The sequence below is a fragment of the Paractinoplanes abujensis genome, assembly GCF_014204895.1.
Lineage (GTDB): Bacteria > Actinomycetota > Actinomycetes > Mycobacteriales > Micromonosporaceae > Actinoplanes > Actinoplanes abujensis.
This window is the reverse complement of record NZ_JACHMF010000001.1, coordinates 2,090,961-2,105,282: the sequence shown is the minus strand read 5'-3', so window position 1 is coordinate 2,105,282 and position 14,322 is coordinate 2,090,961. Positions and strand designations below refer to the sequence as shown.

Sequence of the window (14,322 nt, the reverse complement as noted above, 5' to 3'; positions counted from 1 at the left end):
CAGTCATCGTAGGAGCCGGGCCGATCACGGCTCAGAGCCAATTCGGTGGCGGTTTGACGGATCCACTTAGGATCTTGCGTATGGAAGTAGCCGTCCGGCTGGACCCGGCCGGGAGCCTCGCGGAACAGATCTACCGGCAGTTGCGCGACGCCGTCCTGGACGGCCGGCTGCGCCGGGAGGAGGCACTGCCCTCGAGCCGCGACCTGGCCGGGCAACTCAAGGTTTCGCGCAACACGGTGACAGCCGCCTACGAACGGCTCATAGCCGAGGGCTACCTGGTCGGTCGCGGCGGCGCCGGAACGTTCGTCAACGCGATGCCCGTCGCGTTGCCGGATGCGCCGCAGCTGCCCTCCGGCTCGCTCGTGCCCCGCGCGGTGTGGCCGCGAATGCCGATTCCGCCCGACTACAGCGAGACACCGGAGTTCGACTTCCGGGTCGGCGCGCCCGACACCCGGCTGTTCCCGTACACCGCCTGGCGCCGGTTGCTGACCAGCCAATTCCGGCAGTCGGCGGTCGGCACGGGGATGCCCGTCGAGCCGGCCGGCCACCTCGGGCTCCGCACGCTGCTCGCCGGTCATCTGCGCACCGCCCGGACCATCGAGACACATCCGCGGGACGTGCTGATCACCAGCGGTGCGCAGCAGGCGCTCGACCTGATCGGGCGGGTGCTGCTCGAACCCGGCGCCACCGCGGTGGTCGAGGAACCCGGTTACGCGCCCCCGAAACTCGTGTGGGAGGCGCAGGGCGCCACGGTGATCGGCGTCCCGGTCGACGAGCAGGGCCTGATCGTCGAGGCGCTGCCACCCGGCGCCCGGGTGGTCTACGTGACGCCCTCCCACCAGTACCCCACCGGCGTGGCAATGACCTTGCGACGCCGCGTCGAGCTGCTCGCCTGGGCCCAGCGGCACGACGCAGCCATCGTCGAGGACGACTACGACAGCGAGTTCCGCTACACCGAGCAGCAGCTGGAGCCGCTGCACAGCCTCGACCGCAGCGGCCGGGTCCTCTACATCGGATCGTTCTCCAAAGTCCTTCTGCCCACGCTGCGGCTGGGCTACTTGATCCACCCGACATCGCTTCGGCACGCCCTGCACGCCGCAAAATTCCTCGCCGACTGGCACACCAGCCTGCCCCCGCAAGCCGCCATGGCGGACTTCCTGGCGCAGGGCTTGTACGCGCGGCACCTGCGACGGGTCCGCCGGGTGTACCGGCAACGCCACGACCGCATCACGGCGGCACTGGCCGGCCCGCTGGCGGCCCATCTGACCGTCGTGCCGTCGTCAGCCGGCCTGCACCTGAGCGCGCTGCCGCGCGGCGCTCCGACCGACGACGTGCTGACCCGGGCCCGGGCCGCCGGCCTCGGCCTGGCCAGTTATCCGGAGATAGCCGCCGCGGCCCCCGGCCAGCCGGGCATAGTGCTCGGGTACGGCATGATCGATGCGCATCGCATCACGGAGGGCCTGACCCGGCTTCGGCAGTGCCTGGACGCCTGCTGACCGCCGCGTTCACCAGCCGGGAGACCCGCATCGCCGGCGGCTTGAGGGGCTAGCTGAAGAGCCGTCCCCGGTATGGGTGGGTGCGGCCCCACTTCTCCTCCCACCGCAGCAAGTTGGCCTGCCACTCCGGGAGATCGGGACGATATTCCCGTACGACGTCGCGTTCCGGCTGAGCGACCAGGAATCGCCAGTAGTCCTCGATCGCCGCCCGGGCCACGTCGGCCGGGAACTCGCCCTCGGCCCCCGGCACCCACAAGTTGCGGATCGAGAGGGCCGCCGGCGTGAACGACACCGCGTAGTTCTCGCTGCTCCACTCATCGAACGGCGGCTCACTTCGGGACACATCGTCGGCCATCGCCAACGCGTCCAGGGCGACCAGAAAGAACGTGCCGATATCAGTGGTCAGCCATTCGCCCAGCAGGTCGTATCGCTGATCCTCGACCTGATATACCGGCCGCCGGAACCTGGGATCGATCCGTAAGCTGACAACACTCACCGCGAGCCTCTCGGGGCGCTAGGGAACGGGCCAGCCGTGCGTGAAGCCGCCGGACTGGTTGTAAAAGCCTTCAATGGTGACGCCATTGTAGGTACCGACCCATCTGTTCGGAGCGACCTGCGTCGAGTTCTTGAAGGCGCCGGTGACCGCGTTGTCCACCTGCGCCGGCGTCCAGTCGTCGGGGAAGAAGGTGCTGACACCGCGATTACCAGCCTTCGGCTTCCAGGCGCCAGCCGGCGGATTCAGGGTCGGGTCGAAGAACTCGGGTTCCGCCTCGTACACGCCGTTCGAGTGCGTGACCCTGGAGCCGGGCACAAGGCGGCGATCGGGAAAGTCCTCGCCGCCGGGACGGTAGTGATAGCCGGACCCGCGGGGCTGACCCGGCCGCACGTGGCCGCCACCGATGGTGTGGTTCGTGAAGTGCGGATCCATGCGATCCGGGCGGGCCCGCTTACGGGTCTTGCGCAGGAACCGCAGGGCGGCCCGCATGAGTGTGCCGGAGCCCCTGGCCATCCCCGGTCACCCGTTCAGCAACTTGACCATGGCGTCCTCCACGAGATTCCCGACGATCGTCCGGCTCAGCTGCTGAAAGAGGGGGATCTCGAGCAGACTCGCGCCGAACGTCGGCGCCGCCGTCGCCACCGCCTGCGCGATCTGCAATGCCAGCAGGGCCAGCTGGGCGATCATCGCCACCTTGAGGGCGAGCACGATACCGCCGCAGATCATCAGTCCGGTGCCGGTCAGCGTGGCCGCGTTCGCGCCGTCCAGCAGCGACTGGGCCGGGCTGTCCTGGCGCGCCCACCAGGCCTGGAACGCGGCGAAGCTCTCACCCTCGTGCTCGGTCCACACCTCGGCGGCGGTCGACGACGCGTCCGCCACGATGCCCTCCAGCCGGTCCGAGAACGCGATCCACGCCTGGCCCATCTCGACCAGCGCGGTCTCGTCGGCCTCCGGCCAGGTGAAGCCGAGGATGCCGAGCAGCGACCGCAGCTCGGCCGGAATCTCCATGCCCACCGGTCAGCGCCCCAGCTCGCCGAGCAGCCCCTGGAACCGGCGGCCCACGTTCTCGTCCACTTCCACGTGCTGCACGCTGATCTCCACCACGTCGGCACCCGCCGCGGCCATCTCGTCCAGGGCGTCCTGATAGCACTCGAAGGCCCACGCCGACACCTCGTCGTGGGCGGCCCCGATCAGTGCTCCAATGTCGTCGTTGCCCCAGGGAGCACCGAAACCGGCCAGCTCGGACCGGAACGACGCCAGCTCCGACGAGAGCCGTGAGGCCACGTTCTGCAGGGCCGACCCGGAAGCCGAGAGCCGCGCGGGATCGACCGTGAAGCCGCTCATCGCTCGCCGGCCCGGCGAGTGAGCTGCTCCTGCGCCTCGACCAGCGACGCCGTCAGCTTCGCGAACTGCCGCTCGGCGTTGAACTGAATGTCCTTGACTGATCGGCGAGCGCACCGAGGTCACCCGAACCCGCGGTGACCACGGCCTGTCTCCGCAGGTCGGCCAGCGCGGCGTTGACGGCCGACTCGATCTCCCGGGCCAGAGCGTCGCCGCCGATCCGCAGCATCGACGGTTCCAGCTCGAGCCCCTCGATCCGGCAGGGCAGAACCGCCCGCACCCGAACCCGCCCGTCAGCGGCCTCCCCGATCCCGGCCGGCGATTCCTGCTCGCCACCCGGCGGTCGGGCTCGCCCGAGCGCAGCCACCACGTCAGCGAGCGCACCGCCCAGACCGGACGGATCGATCGGGCCGGTCATCCTGAACCCCCTCGCGAAAGGACACTCACAACCGAACCGCGACCGTACCGAAGCCTGTCCAGGCGGCAAGCGGGAGAGTGACCTCATGCGACTGTGGGGCGCCGCCAACCCCCACGGAACACCGCCTCGCGTCTACCATACGAGAATGGTTGAACGCGTTCAAACAGCCGGGTTGAAGTGGTGGACGCCGGCGACCGTGCTTGTCGCCGTGGTCGTCCGGGTTCTGGGTGCGGTCTGGACCGGGGCCCTGGCTGGGCCGCTGCTGGGCCTGGCCTGGTTGCCGGCCTTGCTCGTCGTCGGTTACCTCGCGCCGCTGATCGACTGGCTCCTCGCGGCGGTTGCGGCGGTCACCGGGCTGGTGATCGGGTTGCAGGCCGACGACGGCCGGCCGGGGCCGGTGCGCCGCGCCCGCGGGCTGGGGGTCTTCCTCATCGCTGACACTGTTCTCTATCTTTTGTCGCTTCTCGTCGGAGCGGCGGCTCTCGACCTCGACGTCGAGCACGCGGTGCTCATCGTGGCCGCCAATCTCGTCGTCCTCGCCGGGGCGGTCGCTGTCGTGCGGAGCGCGAACGCGGCCACTCTCCGGCGCTTACTCCTGCCCTACTCCTATGTCCGCAAGCCGCCCGTCGAACGACAATCATGGCGATAAATACAGGTCAGCAGCCTCCTGAACGATTCCTCCGAAAGCCTCAAGATCAACGACTGAACGTCTCCCGCGCGTCGCTTCCGGGATGCTTTTTCTTCGTCAAGCAACTTCATGCTCTCCCAGCGCCCACCGGCTCGGTGTGCGTAGAGAGAGGAACCACGGTGCGTCACATCACCCGCACGATCGCCGTCACCCTGGCGGCCACCGCCGTTGCCGGGGTCGCGGCCTGCTCGCCGCCCGAGAAGAAGGCCGAGGCCTCGAGCTCGGGCGCCGCGAGCGCGACCAGCGCGGCCGACCTGGGCGGGATCGACAAGCTCGTCGAGGCGGCCAAGGCCGAGGGGCAGCTCAACGTCATCGCGCTGCCCCCCAACTGGGCCAACTACGGCGAGATCATCAAGACCTTCGGCGACAAGTACGGCATCAAGGTCAACTCGGCCCAGCCCGACGCGTCGAGCCAGGACGAGATCAACGCGGCCAACCAGCTCAAGGGCCAGGACGGCGCCCCCGACGTGTTCGACCTCGGCGCCTCGGTCGCCGCGGCCAACACCACCATGTTCGCGCCGTACCAGGTCGCGACCTTCGGCGACGTCCCGGACAACCTCAAGGACGCCAACGGCACCTGGGTCAACGACTACGGCGGCTACATGTCGATCGGCTACGACAGCGCCAAGGTGCCCGCCCCGACCAGCCTGGCCGACCTGCTCAAGCCCGAGTACAAGGGCAAGGTCGCGCTCAACGGCGACCCCACCCAGGCCGGTTCCGCGTTCGGGGCCGTGCAGGCCGCGTCGCTCGGCAACGGCGGCACCGTCGCCGACATCGCCCCCGGCGTCGACTACTTCGGCCGGCTCAAGAAGGCAGGCAACCTGCTGCCCGTCGACCCCGACTCGGCCACCATCCAGTCCGGCCAGACCCCGGTCGTCTTCGACTGGGACTACCTCAACGCGGCCGAGGCCACCAAGCTCAAGACCTGGAAGACGTTCGTGCCCAGTGGCTCGGTGCTGGGGTCGTACTACGTACAGGCCATCAACAAGGACGCCCCGCACCCGGCCGCCGCGCGCCTGTGGCAGGAGTTCCTCTACTCCGACGAGGGCCAGAACCTGTGGCTCGCCGGCGGCGCCCGCCCCGTACGGCAGGACGCCATGGCCAAGGCCGGCACGATCGACAAGGCTCTGTTCGACGCCCTGCCCAAGGTCGAGGGCACCCCGGTCGTCCCGACCGAGGAGGAGACCGGCCAGGCCAAGGAGTACCTGTCGGCGAACTGGGCCAAGACCGTTGGCTGAGGTAGCCGTCGCCGCCCCGCAGCGTGTGGCCCGGCGGCCGCGCCTGCGGGGCGTCACCTCCCTGCTCGGTACGGTGCCGTTCTTCGCGTACGTGACGATCTTCCTGCTCATCCCGGCGCTGGTCGTCGTGGCCGGGGCCTTCGCGGGCAACGACGGCGGCGTCACCCTGGCCAACCTCGAGGCGCTGGGTACCGGGGTCGTGCTGGACGCGTTCGGCCGCAGCATCGCGCTTTCGGCCATCAGCGCGCTGACCGGCGCCGTCCTGGGAGCTCTGCTCGCGTACGCCTTGACGACCGCGAAGCCGGAAGGCGTGCTGCGGCGGACCGTGACCGCGGCCGCCGGCGTCCTGGCCCAGTTCGGCGGCGTCACCCTGGCGTTCGCGTTCCTGGCCACGATCGGCTTGTCCGGCTTCCTCACCGTCTGGTTGCAGGACACGTTCGACGTCGACATCTTCGACAACGGCGTGTGGCTGTTCGAGTTGCCGGGCCTGGCCCTGGTCTACACGTACTTCCAGATCCCGCTCATGGTGATCGTCTTCCTGCCCGCGCTCGACGGCATCCGCCCGCAGTGGCGCGAGGCGACCGAAAGCCTGGGCGGCACGACCTGGCAGTACTGGACGCGCGTGGCCGGCCCGCTGCTGGCCCCGGCGTTCCTCGGCTCGGCCCTGTTGCTCTTCGCCAACAGCTTTTCCGCGTACGCGACCGCGGCCGCACTGGTCAGCCAGGGCAGCCCGCTCGTCCCCCTGCAGATCCGCGGCGCGCTGACCAGCGAAGTGCTGCTGGGCCAGCAGAACGTGGGCAAGGCGATGGCACTCGGCATGGTCGTCGTCGTGGCCGTGGTGATGGCGCTCTACTCGCTGCTGCAGAACCGGACGTCCAAGTGGCTGGGGTGATCGCTCGCCGAGCGCGCAAACAACGCGCATTCCGCTGGACGATCCTGATCGTTCTCGGCGTCTTCTTCGTGCTGCCGTTCGTGGCGATGGTCGAGTTCTCCACGCGCGACGGCGAAACGTGGCCGTTGCTGGTCGATTGGCCGTCGCTCAGTGAGCGCTACCCGGCGCTGGCCGAGGGCATCACCACCTCGCTGCTGCAGGCCGCGCTCACCGCCGGGCTGATGCTCGTGTTGCTCGTACCGACGGCGGTCTGGGTCCGGCTGCGGCTGCCCCAGCTGCGCCGGCTGGTCGAGTTCATCTGCCTGCTGCCCCTGACGATCCCGGCCATCGTGCTGGTCGTCGGGCTGGCGCCGGTGTACGCCTGGGTCACCTACTTCCTGGGCGGCTCCTCGCTGACGCTCGTCTTCGCGTACACGGTGCTCGTTCTGCCGTACGCGTATCGCGCGATCGACGCCGGCCTGTCCGCGATCGACGTGCAGACGCTGGCCGAGGCGGCGCGGTCGCTGGGCGCCGGCTGGGGCACGGTGATGTGGCGAGTCGTGCTGCCCAACATCCGTACGGCCGTGCTCTCCGCGGCCTTCCTGACCGTGGCCCTGGTGCTCGGCGAGTTCACCGTCGCGTCCCTGCTCAACCGCACGAACCTGCAGGTCGCGATTAACCTCCTGGGCAAGAGCAGCGCCACCGTGTCGGTGGCCGTGTCGCTCACCGCGCTGCTGCTCGCCTTCGTCCTGCTGCTGCTTCTGTCCCTGCTCGGCGGGCGTCGCCGGGCCGTCAAGGAGACCTCATGACCGGCGTCGCCGTCCATCTGAAGGGGTTGCGCCGCTCGTTCGGCCCCACGCTCGCCCTGGACCTCCTCGACCTGGCCATCGAGCCCGGCGAGTTCATCGCGCTGCTCGGCCCGTCCGGCTGCGGCAAGACCACGGCGCTGCGCGTGCTGGCCGGCCTGGAGGACGCCGACAGCGGTGCGGTGCTCGTCGGCGGCAAGGACGTGACCGCGCTGCCCGCCAACCGGCGCGACATGGGCATGGTCTTCCAGGCGTACAGCCTCTTCCCGCACCTGACGGCCCTGGACAACGTGTCGTTCGGGTTGTCGCTGCGCGGCCGGTCCAGGAACGTCGCCCGCGCCCGGGAGATGCTCGACCTGGTCGGGATCGGGCCGCTCGGCGCCCGCTACCCGCATCAGCTCTCCGGCGGTCAGCAGCAGCGGGTCGCCCTGGCCCGCGCCCTCGCGATCGAGCCCAGCGTGCTGCTGCTCGACGAGCCGCTGTCGGCGCTCGACGCCAAGGTGCGCGTGCAGCTGCGCGACGAGATCCGCCGCATCCAGACCGAGGTCGGCACGACGACGCTGTTCGTCACGCACGACCAGGAGGAGGCCCTCGCCGTCGCCGACCGGGTCGGCGTGATGCGGGCCGGCAAGCTCGAACAACTGGCCGCGCCCGCGGATATTTATCTCGCCCCGGCCACGCCGTTCGTGGCCGAATTCGTGGGTCTCAGCAACCGCCTCCCCGGCACGGTCACCGGCGACGAGGTCGAGGTTCTCGGTACCCGGCTGCCGCTGCTCGCGCCGGCCTCCCCGGGGTCGGTCACGGCCCTCATCCGGCCGGAGTCCGTGCAGGTCACGCCGGACGCGGGCGGCACCGGGACGGTCCTCACGACCAGCTTCGGAGGGCCGATCAGCAAGGTCACCGTGACGGTCGGCGAGCAGCTCGTGGTGGCCCAGGTCGCCACCGGCCGTCTGACGGCTCTGGCCCCCGGCACGCCCGTACGGGTAACGCTGTCGCCCGGTCCCGTTGCGCTGGCCTGATTTTCGCGTTTCGCTGCGACCCGCCCGGGACGCTTCGTACGGTCTGTAGCCGTGCGCAAACGTCTGATCGCCGTCGTCACCGCCCTGCTGCTCCTGCCGGTACTCGCCCCCGCACCGGCGGGAGCAGCAGGCACGGTGTGGCACGTGGTGCGCCCGGCCGAGACGCTGGCCTACATCGCCGCCCTGCGCGGGGTCACCATGCAGCAACTGGCCGCCTGGAACGGCATCCCCGCCGACACCCCCGTGCAGGTCGACGCGGTGCTGCGACTCAACGCCCCCGCCGTCGCGTTACCGGCCTTCCGTACGCGCATCGAGACCGTCACGGCGGCCTCGGTCAACTGGCAGCCCCTCAAACGCTGCCCCGTGCTGCCCGTCAACCTGCGCCGCGTCTGGGTCTCCTACATCGACTTCAACGGCGCCTACCACGACGGCAGCGTGATCGTCCGCAAGGACGTGGCCGCCCGCGCCCAGCAGGTCTTCGGCACCCTGTACCGCTGGCGTTTCCGCATCATGGGCATGGCCCCCATGAAGGTCAACAACCCCACCGAGTCGAACATGGCCACGGTGACGGCCGGCTACAACTGCCGCGCGGTCGGCGGCACCAACGTCTGGTCGGAACACGCCACCGGCACCGCCATCGACATCAACCCGTTCCAGAACCCGATGATCCGAGGCCGCTCGATCTCCCCGGCCGGCAGCCAGTTCTACCTCGAACGCAGCCGCTACCTGATCGGCATGCTGCACCCCGAAGGCGCGGCCCGGGCCTTCACGTGGAACGACTTCCACTGGGGCGGCCGCTGGACGTCGCTCAAGGACTACATGCACTTCAGCCTGACCAACAAATGACCGGTCCAGCCATTGATGAATCAGACCGTCATCTCGTCACGACGTGGCTGGTCAGCTGCCCTCTGGATTGTCGCCACTCGTATGCAACGACTCGCCACCAGGCGGCCGTCCCGCCTCGGTACGGCGTTCCGCAGTTCGCCGTTCGCTCTCACGCTCGAAGATCCGATTGAACGGACCAATCTCCGCTACGCCCTGCTGCCTCAACTCCGCCATGCGGACCTGCCAGAGCCGCATGGCTACTCCACTGCGAAACATGTTGTCGGCAAACTCTGCTCGAATATTCGCTTCGTCGAAAATTCCGATCTCATAGCCTTGCGGGCAGTAACCGAGCCAGAGAGTTGTGAAGAGATACTGGCGGGCCTCCTCATCGTATGACCGGCGGCGGCTCAGTCCGAGTCGTTGCGTCCGGTGAGCGCGGCGGTCGCCCAGATCCGGCTCGTCCACATGCTGCGGGCGCACGCCGAGGCTGGGGGGTGCACCGGCCGGCTGCGCTGGGCGACAACGGCGTCGGCGTGGCGCTACGGGCCGTGCACGTCGGCGTCGCACACCGGTGGCCCTCGGCGAGCTGGACGGACTCAGCCGGATGTCGCGTTCGGCGTTCGCGGCCGCCTTCAAGTGCCAGATTGGCACGGCCGCGATGGACTACCTGATCGAATGGTGGATGAGCCTGGCCGCGACGCCCTGCGCCGCTAACGCTGCTCCGGCACCAGACGACCCACTCCGTACGTGGAACCGGCCTGGTCCCTCTCCAACCAGCCCGTTTCGACCAGCATGCGGCGTGTCGCGGCGACGTCGTCGGTGACCTCGGCCAGCCGGTGGTTGATCTCGTGCTCGGTGTGCAGGCCTTCGAGCGCGAGAAAGCGGGACAGCAGCTCGCCCAGCATCGTGTAGCGCTCGCTCATCGTGGGCGGCATGGTCGACAGGCGGCCGTGGGTGAAGTTGCCCCGCAGCTGCGGATAGTCGGCGAGATAGGACGCGATCGGCTGCACGCGGTCGATCGCTTGGGCGGCTTCGCGCAACTCGCCGCCCGAGGCGCGGTAGACGCCGTTGCCCGTGCCGGTGGCCAGTCCGGCGCCGACGAGGCGGGCCAGGGTCTCGCCCGCGGTCTGCACGGGCACGTCGAGAATGTACGCGAGCTCGGCGATCGTGGCGCCTTCCTGGCCGCGGTGGACCAGTTCCGCGTACGCCCGGAGGCGCAACGGGGTGGCGAGCTGGCTCAGAATCTCGGCGGCGCGGGCGGCTTCGGCAGACACGACGTCAACCTAAGCGCACCCGCGCCGTCGAGGCGACCCGTTTTACAGGGCCGCCACGTAAGCCGCGATCCACGCCAGCGGCGCGTTCCAGTTGATCGTCAGCTCGTTCGTGGACCAGGACTGGATGTCGTCGATGTAGCAGAACTGCCCGACGCAGCCGGTGAGCTTGCTCTGGGCGTACGGGTCCTGGATCGACGAGTTGGCGCCGCCCGCGAGGGTGCCCACCGGCGGGTTGGGCAGGGCGGGGTCGAGCTGCTTGGCGTACCAGCGGCTGTGCTGGTTGTGCGAGCTGACCTCGCCGTAGCCGGTCACGTAGGAGATGTTGAGCGCGTTGCGGCCGAAGATGTAGTCGAGCCCGGTCAGCACGCCGTCGCGGTACCGGTCACGGCCGGTCAGTTCGTGCGCGGCCGCGATGACGACCATGTTGTTGAGGATGATGCTGTTCGAGCCCCAGTCCCACGAGTTGTTCGCGGGCGCGTACGGGACCCCGTACGGGTGCTGCTTCTGGATCGCCAGGTACTTGTCGGCGCCCGCGACGACCGAGGCCTTCACCTTGGCCAGGCCGGGCAGACGGTTCGGCACCAGCGCCAGGTCGAGGCGGCCCGCGGCGGCCGTGTTGCCCCAGTCGAAGGCGCCGGCGCCGAACACGTCGGCGGTGTGCTCGGGCGACGCGAGCACGTCCGCGGAGTACTGCTTCTCCCCCGTGGTGAGGAACAGCTCGGCGGCCGCCCAGTAGAAGTCGTCGCTCACCTTGGCGTCGTTGTAGGCGCCACCGCCCACACCGTCGGACTCGGGAGCCAGCAGGGCCGGGTTGGCCTTGGCGGCCGCGTACGCCGTACGCGCGGCGGTGAGCGCTTTCTGCGCGAACGCGCGGTCGTACTTGGAGTAGATGCGCGCGGCCTGCGCGGCAGTGGCGGCCAGGTTGAGCGTGGCGGCCGTGGACACCGGGTGCAGCTCGCGCGGCTGCGGGTCCAGGTGCGGCAGCAGCGGCAGCCCGGTCCAGTTCTGGTCGTGGATCTTGTGGTGGGCCATGCCCGCGTACGGCTTACCCGCCGGCACCTGCATCTTGAGCAGGAAGTCGAGCTCCCAGCGGACCTCGTTGAGCAGGTCGGGCGTGCCGTTGCCGCTCTCCGGGATGTTCAGGCCGACCTTGCGCAGGCCGGGGGTGCGCTCGTACGCGTTGAGCAGCTCCCACACCGAGATGCCGCCGTTGACGACGTACTTGCCGTGGTCGCCCGCGTCGTACCAGCCACCGCGCACGTCCAGGTTGTAGTCGCACACGCCGGCCTGGCAGGGAACGTTGCCGTCACCCTGGTTGGGGGCGACGTCGACGTGACCGGCCGGGCGGCCGTAGCCGGGGCGCAGGGCCTCGTCGATCGCGATGCCGCTGCGCTGGGTGTAGTAGAACTTCAGGGCGTCGGTGCGCAGTTTCGCGTACGCATCGGCGGTGATGTCGAAGGGGCGGCTGGTCTCGCCGTCCGCCGTCAGGGTAAAGCCGGTGCCCTTGGCCTTCACGGCGCTGAAGTCGATCGTGTGGACGTTCTCTCCGCTCGACACGTCCACGCCGCGCGGCTTGCTCTGGCCCTCAGCGCGTGTTCTGCCGGATTTGTCGGCGAGCCGCCACGCGACCGGCGTCGTCTTGCCGGTGACGAGTGTCGCCACCTTGGGCCCGCTCGGCAGGTAGGCGACCTGGTTGACGCGCACCCGCGGCCCGGTGTCGGGCTCGTACACCTCGGGCGGCACCCCGCCGACCAGGGACACGTTGTCCACGCAGAACCTCCACGGGTCCGGGCTGCCGCCGAGCTGGAAGGCCACCTGCCCCTGCGCGGTGCTGGCCGCGGCGGTGAACGTCCACTCGTAGTGCTGCGTCTCGCCCAGCACCGGCGACTGCTCGAAGTAGGTGTCGTACGGGTCCACGGCCAGCCCGACCACCGCACGTACGGACTTGGCCGCACTGCCACTGGCGTCGAACGCGAACCGGTAGTTCTCCCCCGCCACCAGGTCGATGTCGTTCTGCCCGAGGATGGCGTCCCACTTGTTCGCGGTGCCGCCCGGCACGTCGACGCAGCCGCGGCCGTCGTCCAGCGCGAGCGTCATCCCTCCGTTGGCCCAGAACGGCGCCGTGCCGTCGGCGAAGCCGCCGTTGACCACCTGTTCGACCTCCGCCGCCTGGGCCGGCACCGCCAACCCCGTACCGACCAGCACTGCCGCCCCGATCACGGCCACGTTTCGGGAGCGCTCCCATAGAGACATGGAGACATATTGATAGCTGCGGTTACGCCCTGTCAACGCACCTGAAACAATAAGTCCCGAGGTTCTGGACGCGCGCGTCTATCGTCACGGTCATGAACCGGCGCCGCGCAGTCGCGCTCCTCGCGGCTCTGGCCGTCCTCGGCCTCGCGTTCGGCATCCGCCTGCTGGCGGGCAGCGACGTCCTCGACAGCTCCGGCCGGCTCGCCGGCCACTCCGGCACCGCCCTGTACGCCACCATGATCTTCGCCGGCGTCTACGTGCTCTTCCCCGCCGTGCGCGCCGTCGTGGCCGGAGCCGCCGCCCTGCTGTTCTGCTGGGCCGTCGAACTGTTCCAGCTGACCGGCATCCCCGCCGGCCTCTCCGCCCGCAGCGTCCTGGCCCGGCTGGCCCTCGGCGTCCAGTTCGACCCGGCCGACCTGGCCTGGTACGCCGCCGGGATCGCCCCACCGGTCATCCTCATGACCGTTGCCGCGCGGAACCGGGCCCCGCGTCCGCGGTTGAGGCCCCTGACCGGCAGCCCCGTCAGCGTACGGCGACGGAGTCGTCGGCCGACGCGCCCCGGGCCTTCGTCGGGACGGCGTTGACCAGGCGTTGCGCCCGCTGGTCGAGGTAATGCGTGAACAGCTGCTGGGCGAAGCCGAACACCAGGGCGTACGCGAGAATTTGAATCGGCTTGTCGATCGCGCTGAAACCGGGCACGAACTCGCCGGCCAGCAGAATGATGCCGGCCAGGGCGGTCAGCGCGCCCGCCGGGAGTTTGAGCAGGGCCAGCGGCACGGTCACGTTGTACGGGGTCGCGTTCGCGTAGAGGTCGCGGATGAACAGGGCCGACGACAGGGCGCCGCCCAGCAGGCCGAGAGCCGCCACCACCGCGAAGTCCCACGAACCGGCCGCGGTGTGCAGCAACGCCAGATCGTCGACGCGCGTGGCCCGCACCGGGCAGGCCACGTTGGGCTCATTCGCGGGCACCGCGTCCTGCACGAAACACAGCGGCACCAGGTCGGGCCAGAACGCGGCCACGACAACGATCACCACAACGAGCACGGCGGTGACGGTCATGCCGGTGGTCAGCACGTTGCGAAAGGTACGCAGCCGGGCCCGCTGCCGGTCGGCCGCGGCATGCCCGGCCTCGATCACCTTGGACAGATCACCGAGGTTGATGGCGGCGCCCTCCTTGCGGGCCTCGGCGAGCTCGCACGCCAGATCGTGCACCGGCGTGCCCCGCGGCAGCGACTCGTTGGCCCGCCGCACCGCCTCGGGCGTCTCCGCCCGCGCCTCGTCCTGGTTGTAGAGCAGAGCCAGCAGCCCCTCGGCGTTGTGCAGGTTGCGGAACGCGGCCTCGACACAGTTGCCCGACCACCAGCTGTACACCGGCCGATACACCGGATCCCGCCCGTGCGCCGCCTTGCGCGCACACTCCAGCAACCGGTGCACCGCCGTGACGGTCACCTGACGCTCGGCCGCCGGTTGCGGCTGCAGCAAACCCACCCGCGTGGCCGCGATGTCCAGGCGCGCTTGGAAGAGCCGCACCTCAGCCATGGCGTCCTGCGCCCACAACCTGCGGAGCGGCACCTCGCCGTTATCCGACATTCATGCA

General features: G+C 69.8%; 17 protein-coding genes. 8 read left to right on the top strand and 9 right to left on the bottom strand.

The window, feature by feature from the left end:
* Positions 1 to 80 precede the first annotated feature (80 nt).
* Positions 81 to 1,496, top strand: a complete 1,416-nt coding sequence (pdxR, locus tag BKA14_RS09110; RefSeq protein WP_184950470.1) for a MocR-like pyridoxine biosynthesis transcription factor PdxR — start codon at positions 81 to 83, stop codon at positions 1,494 to 1,496.
* Positions 1,497 to 1,545: 49 nt separating this feature from the next.
* Here the strand turns inward: pdxR and BKA14_RS09105 are convergent, their stop codons facing one another.
* Genes BKA14_RS09105 through BKA14_RS09085 form a run of 5 tightly spaced genes read right to left on the bottom strand, consistent with a single transcriptional unit; the run spans position 1,546 to position 3,751 of the window.
* The gene (locus tag BKA14_RS09105) at positions 1,546 to 1,992 is read right to left on the bottom strand and encodes a hypothetical protein (protein WP_184950469.1); all 447 of its coding nucleotides are present in this window, start codon (positions 1,990 to 1,992) and stop codon (positions 1,546 to 1,548) included.
* An 18-nt stretch (positions 1,993 to 2,010) separates the two neighbouring features.
* Positions 2,011 to 2,481 carry an EndoU domain-containing protein gene (locus BKA14_RS09100; protein ID WP_184950468.1) on the bottom strand — a complete coding sequence of 157 codons (471 nt, stop codon included), beginning with the start codon at positions 2,479 to 2,481 and terminating at the stop codon, positions 2,011 to 2,013.
* Positions 2,482 to 2,511: 30 nt separating this feature from the next.
* On the bottom strand, positions 2,512 to 3,000 hold the full coding sequence (locus BKA14_RS09095; RefSeq protein ID WP_221477237.1) for a WXG100-like domain-containing protein: 489 nt from the start codon (positions 2,998 to 3,000) through the stop codon (positions 2,512 to 2,514).
* 9 nt (positions 3,001 to 3,009) lie between these two features.
* Entirely contained in the window at positions 3,010 to 3,336 is a 327-nt protein-coding gene (locus tag BKA14_RS09090; RefSeq protein ID WP_184950466.1) for a hypothetical protein, read from the bottom strand.
* A 52-nt stretch (positions 3,337 to 3,388) separates the two neighbouring features.
* Positions 3,389 to 3,751, bottom strand: a complete 363-nt coding sequence (locus tag BKA14_RS09085; protein ID WP_184950465.1) for a YbaB/EbfC family DNA-binding protein — start codon at positions 3,749 to 3,751, stop codon at positions 3,389 to 3,391.
* Positions 3,752 to 3,896: 145 nt separating this feature from the next.
* Between BKA14_RS09085 and BKA14_RS09080 the strand changes: the two genes are divergently transcribed.
* The 6 genes from BKA14_RS09080 (at position 3,897) to BKA14_RS09055 (ending at position 9,219) form a co-directional block, all read left to right on the top strand.
* Positions 3,897 to 4,400, top strand: coding sequence for a hypothetical protein (locus tag BKA14_RS09080; RefSeq protein ID WP_184950464.1), 504 nt, complete (start codon positions 3,897 to 3,899; stop codon positions 4,398 to 4,400).
* Between the two features lie 158 nt (positions 4,401 to 4,558).
* Positions 4,559 to 5,677, top strand: a complete 1,119-nt coding sequence (locus BKA14_RS09075) for an ABC transporter substrate-binding protein (protein ID WP_239092379.1) — start codon at positions 4,559 to 4,561, stop codon at positions 5,675 to 5,677.
* A complete protein-coding gene (locus BKA14_RS09070; RefSeq protein ID WP_184950462.1) occupies positions 5,670 to 6,569 on the top strand; it encodes an ABC transporter permease in 900 nt (299 codons plus the stop codon). Before BKA14_RS09075 ends, BKA14_RS09070 begins: the two co-directional genes overlap by 8 nt.
* On the top strand, positions 6,566 to 7,357 hold the full coding sequence (locus BKA14_RS09065) for an ABC transporter permease (RefSeq protein ID WP_239092380.1): 792 nt from the start codon (positions 6,566 to 6,568) through the stop codon (positions 7,355 to 7,357). The genes BKA14_RS09070 and BKA14_RS09065 overlap by 4 nt, the downstream gene beginning before the upstream one ends.
* The gene (locus BKA14_RS09060; RefSeq protein WP_184950461.1) at positions 7,354 to 8,373 is read left to right on the top strand and encodes an ABC transporter ATP-binding protein; all 1,020 of its coding nucleotides are present in this window, start codon (positions 7,354 to 7,356) and stop codon (positions 8,371 to 8,373) included. The genes BKA14_RS09065 and BKA14_RS09060 overlap by 4 nt, the downstream gene beginning before the upstream one ends.
* Positions 8,374 to 8,424: 51 nt before the next feature.
* Entirely contained in the window at positions 8,425 to 9,219 is a 795-nt protein-coding gene (locus BKA14_RS09055) for a M15 family metallopeptidase (RefSeq protein ID WP_184950460.1), read from the top strand.
* Positions 9,220 to 9,270: 51 nt separating this feature from the next.
* On the opposite strand, the gene BKA14_RS09050 is transcribed toward BKA14_RS09055, so the two are convergent.
* From BKA14_RS09050 to BKA14_RS09040, 3 genes are all read right to left on the bottom strand, one after another.
* Positions 9,271 to 9,678 (bottom strand): DUF6082 family protein, encoded by a 408-nt coding sequence (locus tag BKA14_RS09050; RefSeq protein ID WP_184950459.1) that lies wholly within the window; start codon positions 9,676 to 9,678, stop codon positions 9,271 to 9,273.
* 230 nt (positions 9,679 to 9,908) lie between these two features.
* Positions 9,909 to 10,472, bottom strand: a complete 564-nt coding sequence (locus BKA14_RS09045) for a DUF2087 domain-containing protein (RefSeq protein WP_184950458.1) — start codon at positions 10,470 to 10,472, stop codon at positions 9,909 to 9,911.
* Between the two features lie 42 nt (positions 10,473 to 10,514).
* On the bottom strand, positions 10,515 to 12,725 hold the full coding sequence (locus BKA14_RS09040) for a glycoside hydrolase family 9 protein (RefSeq protein ID WP_184950457.1): 2,211 nt from the start codon (positions 12,723 to 12,725) through the stop codon (positions 10,515 to 10,517).
* Positions 12,726 to 12,817: 92 nt separating this feature from the next.
* Between BKA14_RS09040 and BKA14_RS09035 the strand changes: the two genes are divergently transcribed.
* Positions 12,818 to 13,309 (top strand): ribosomal maturation YjgA family protein, encoded by a 492-nt coding sequence (locus BKA14_RS09035; RefSeq protein ID WP_184950456.1) that lies wholly within the window; start codon positions 12,818 to 12,820, stop codon positions 13,307 to 13,309.
* On the opposite strand, the gene BKA14_RS09030 is transcribed toward BKA14_RS09035, so the two are convergent.
* Positions 13,248 to 14,315, bottom strand: coding sequence for a hypothetical protein (locus BKA14_RS09030; protein WP_184950455.1), 1,068 nt, complete (start codon positions 14,313 to 14,315; stop codon positions 13,248 to 13,250). The genes BKA14_RS09035 and BKA14_RS09030 overlap by 62 nt on opposite strands.
* Between the last annotated feature and the right edge of the window lie 7 nt (positions 14,316 to 14,322).

What these genes read in the sequence shown, in the direction of transcription:
- pdxR (WP_184950470.1), top strand. Translation starts at nt 81, where the DNA reads ATGGAAGTAGCCGTCCGGCTGGACCCGGCCGGGAGCCTCGCGGAACAG.
- BKA14_RS09100 (WP_184950468.1), bottom strand. Translation starts at nt 2,481, where the DNA reads ATGCGGGCCGCCCTGCGGTTCCTGCGCAAGACCCGTAAGCGGGCCCGC.
- BKA14_RS09095 (WP_221477237.1), bottom strand. Translation starts at nt 3,000, where the DNA reads ATGGAGATTCCGGCCGAGCTGCGGTCGCTGCTCGGCATCCTCGGCTTC.
- BKA14_RS09090 (WP_184950466.1), bottom strand. Translation starts at nt 3,336, where the DNA reads ATGAGCGGCTTCACGGTCGATCCCGCGCGGCTCTCGGCTTCCGGGTCG.
- BKA14_RS09085 (WP_184950465.1), bottom strand. Translation starts at nt 3,751, where the DNA reads ATGACCGGCCCGATCGATCCGTCCGGTCTGGGCGGTGCGCTCGCTGAC.
- BKA14_RS09080 (WP_184950464.1), top strand. Translation starts at nt 3,897, where the DNA reads ATGGTTGAACGCGTTCAAACAGCCGGGTTGAAGTGGTGGACGCCGGCG.
- BKA14_RS09060 (WP_184950461.1), top strand. Translation starts at nt 7,354, where the DNA reads ATGACCGGCGTCGCCGTCCATCTGAAGGGGTTGCGCCGCTCGTTCGGC.
- BKA14_RS09040 (WP_184950457.1), bottom strand. Translation starts at nt 12,725, where the DNA reads ATGTCTCTATGGGAGCGCTCCCGAAACGTGGCCGTGATCGGGGCGGCA.
- BKA14_RS09035 (WP_184950456.1), top strand. Translation starts at nt 12,818, where the DNA reads ATGAACCGGCGCCGCGCAGTCGCGCTCCTCGCGGCTCTGGCCGTCCTC.
- BKA14_RS09030 (WP_184950455.1), bottom strand. Translation starts at nt 14,315, where the DNA reads ATGTCGGATAACGGCGAGGTGCCGCTCCGCAGGTTGTGGGCGCAGGAC.